At 53.2% G+C, this 3,739-nt stretch carries 2 protein-coding genes; one reads left to right on the top strand and one right to left on the bottom strand.

The window, feature by feature from the left end; all coding sequences use genetic code 11:
- Positions 1-549: 549 nt before the first annotated feature.
- Entirely contained in the window at positions 550-1,674 is a 1,125-nt protein-coding gene (recA, locus tag ABX962_RS32500) for a recombinase RecA (RefSeq protein ID WP_372725849.1), read from the top strand.
- A gap of 181 nt (positions 1,675-1,855) precedes the next feature.
- Here recA and ABX962_RS32495 read toward each other — a convergent pair whose 3' ends face one another.
- The gene (locus ABX962_RS32495; protein ID WP_372725848.1) at positions 1,856-3,544 is read right to left on the bottom strand and encodes a glutamine--tRNA ligase/YqeY domain fusion protein; all 1,689 of its coding nucleotides are present in this window, start codon (positions 3,542-3,544) and stop codon (positions 1,856-1,858) included.
- Between the last annotated feature and the right edge of the window lie 195 nt (positions 3,545-3,739).

Here is a 3,739-nt window from a genome sequence, read left to right as displayed (position 1 = left end):
GCAGCCTGAACGACGTCACGTCACCTAAACACAAATAATCCACAAGCCGATATTTAAGGCCTTGTCCATAAGAGCCATCGCTATCGGTCTGCCCGCACCCAGCAAATTACCGGATGCCGTTTTCGGAGCAGCGTAGCTACGCAACGCCAATGCCGTAAATTGCTGGCTCGAAGTGTTGATCGTGTTGCGTTTGGCTGCGGGCCACGGTTGGAAGCTGGAATCGTAGCTGGTTTCAAACGGCCTCTACTGAAAAACGGCTACCTAACTTCGCATCGGTACGTTTTGCCTTGCGGAGTGGTGCAGGCAAAGAATTTTCAGAAAAACCGTGGGCCGATGACCAGACGTGTCTGGACCAGCGCGGATACTTAGGGTGTGGCAAGTAAATCGGACGCAGACGCAAGTTTCACCAAGCAAGTCATTGTGAAACCTAACGCAATGCTTGGCAGTCCCGCTTTACACCGGTACGATAAACACGTTCACCTCACACGAAGATTGACTGATCCAAGGTGCGGGAACTTTCACGGGATTTTTCTGAAAGGGAATAATACAGTGGCTAAGAAAGCAGCAAAATCAGCAGCGACTCGGGGCGCAAAAGTCGATCCTAACTTGAAGGAAATCCTTTCCCGTGAGCCAGGATTAAAAACGACGCTTCAGCAGATCGAAAAGACCTTTGGCGAAGGTTCGATCATGCCCTTGGGAGCAAATCAATCCTTCAAAATCGACGGCATCCCGACAGGCAGTTTGGGGCTGGACATGGCCCTGGGCGGCTTTGGCGTTCCACGCGGTCGTATCATCGAAGTGTATGGTCCAGAATCGAGTGGTAAAACCACGCTGGCGCTGCACATCGGGGGCGAAGCCCAGAAACTAGGTGGCATCGCCGCGATCATCGACGCCGAGCATGCGTTTGACCCCAGTTGGGCCAAAAAGCTTGGCGTCGAACTCGACACGCTGTTGGTCAGCCAACCGAGCAGTGGTGAAGAAGCGATGCAAATCTGTGAAATGCTGGTCAAGAGCAATGCCGTTGACGTGATCATCATCGACTCGGTCGCCGCGTTGGTTCCCAAGAAAGAACTTGAGGGCGAAATTGGCGACAGCCACGTCGGTCTGCAAGCTCGATTGATGAGCCAGGCGATGCGTAAGTTGACCGGTGCGATCTCCAAGAGCAAGTGCTGTGTGATCTTCATCAACCAGATCCGCGAAAAGGTCGGGGTGATGTTTGGCAGTCCCGAAACGACTCCGGGCGGTCGAGCCCTAAAGTTTTACGCATCGTGCCGTATCGACGTGCGTCGCATCGGAGCCTTGAAAGATGGCGAAGAACAGGTCGGCCAACGGGTCAAGGCAAAGATCGTCAAAAACAAGGTGGCACCTCCTTTCCGCATCGCCGAGTTCGACATGATGCACAGCAACGGGATCAGCTACGAAGGCGACTTGTTGGATCTCGGTACGACTCACAACATCGTCAACCGCAGCGGTGCTTGGTTTAAATACGGCGAAACGTATTTGGGACAAGGCAAAGAGAAGGCTCGCAACTTCCTGATCGAGAACAAGGATGTCGCGGAAGAGATCAAGCAACAAGTGCTTGCCGCCGGAGGGTATGCAGCTCCGATCGAAGAGGGCGAAGACGCGGAAGATGCAAGTGCGGAAGCGGAAGTCGCGAACGTCAACAACAGCTAGGTTGTTTTTGCGAATTCAGAAAATAAAAACGAACAGGCCACGGTTTACCGTGGCCTGTTTTTTTATTGGGGTGAGTACGCTGATCCGATTGACGAAAACTTGTCGGACTATGGTCCGAGGCTATCGAAAAGAGTCACTCCGCGACAGCAAAGAACGTCACTTCAATACTTCCACAAGCGGCTCAGTCCGCCTTGCCTTTGGCTTCCATCTTGCCCCAGGTATCGCGAAGCGAGACGATTCGATTGAAGACCCTCTTCTGCGGCGTGGTATCAGGATCGACAACGTAGTAGCCCAATCGTTCGAATTGAATGCGATCGCCCGGTTCGGCTTCCGCGAGCGCCGGTTCGAGGTACCCGGTGATCACTTTTAGCGAATCGGGGTTCAAGTAATCGAGGAACGTTTTCCCCTCTTCGGGATCGCCAGGGTTTTCGACGGTGAACAAACGGTCGTACAAGCGGACTTCCGCCTCGACGGCATGCTCGGCGCTGACCCAGTGAATCGTTCCTTTGACTTTGCGTCCTGAGGAATCGGACCCACTTTTGGTTTCCGGGTCATAGGTACAGAGGATTTCGATCACGTTGCCATCAGCGTCTTTGACCACATCGTGGCAATCGACGATGTAACCGGCACGCAGACGCACCGCGCCCCCTTTCTTGAGCCGAAAGAACTTGCGTGGCGCCTCTTCGCGGAAATCGTCTTGTTCGATCCACAGGCTGCCCGAGAACGGAATCTCGCGTTTGCCTGCCGACGGGTCCTCGGGATTGTTGATTGCCTCGGTCATCTCGACCTTGCCCTCAGGCCAATTCGTGATCGTTAATTTGATTGGATCCAACACCGCCATTCGCCGCAGCGCGACCGCGTTTAGATGTTCACGAACCGCGTTTTCAAGCCGGATGATATCGATCGTACTGTTAAATTTTGCGATTCCCGCATCTGCACAAAAGTTGCGGATCGATTCGGGCGTGTAACCTCGACGGCGGTACCCCGAGATCGTTGGCATCCGCGGATCATCCCAACCGTTGACGTAGCCCTCTTTGACCATTCGCAACATGTGACGCTTGCCCATCAACAGCGTGCTAAGTTTCAGCTTGGCAAACTCAATTTGACGCGGGTGATGGATGCCGAGTTTTTCACAGTACCAATCGTACAGCGGACGATGATTCTCGAACTCGAGCGTACAGATCGAAAAGGAAATCCCTTCGATCGAATCGCTTTGCCCGTGCGTCCAATCATAGGTTGGATAGATACACCAAGCATCCCCGGTGCGGTGATGCGTTGCACGAAGAATGCGGTACATCACCGGGTCACGCAGATTGATATTCGGCGATGCCATGTCAATCTTGGCGCGAAGCACACGTGAACCATCAGGAAATTCCCCCGCACGCATCCGCCGAATCAGATCTAGGTTCTCTTGGACCGTGCGGTCGCGGAAGGGACTATTTTTACCGGGCTCGGTCAATGTTCCACGGTACTCGCGAGTCTGTTCGGCAGTCAAATCACAAACGTACGCGTGCCCTTCGCCGATCAGTTTCTCAGCCCACTGGTACAGTTGGTCAAAGTAGTCGCTGGCGTAATGCAAACTGTCCCACTCGAAGCCCAACCACCGGATGTCTTCTTGAATCGATTCAACGTACTCGGTTTCTTCTTTGGTGGGATTGGTATCGTCAAAACGGAGATTGCAGGTGCCACCATATTCCTTGGCCAAACCAAAGTTCAAGCAGATACTTTTCGCATGCCCGATGTGCAGATAACCATTCGGTTCAGGCGGAAACCGCGTGAACACGCCGGAAAAACGCCCCGCCGCCAAATCGGCCTCAATTGCCTGTTGGATAAAGTGTTTGCTTTCACGTTTCGCTTCTTGCTCGCTCATAAATCGCTTTGACTAATAAAAAAAATGGGAATAGATAGGGCAACTTCCATCGGCGCTAAACGCGTTGTCGTCGCGAAAGTCGTGCGTGACTTTCAGCATCTCAGGATGCATCCGAAACTCTTGGCGAATCTCGTCACCCATATCCCCCGTTGCGATGAGATACCAGGGACGGAATCGTTGTCGCTAGATCGCGGG

It is taken from the genome of Novipirellula sp. (assembly GCF_041583735.1).
Taxonomy (GTDB): Bacteria; Planctomycetota; Planctomycetia; order Pirellulales; family Pirellulaceae; genus Novipirellula.
This window is presented reverse-complemented; position numbering and strand designations above follow the sequence as displayed.

Coding starts and splice junctions, on each gene's coding strand:
- ABX962_RS32495 (WP_372725848.1), bottom strand. CDS start 3,544: ATGAGCGAGCAAGAAGCGAAACGTGAAAGCAAACACTTTATCCAACAG.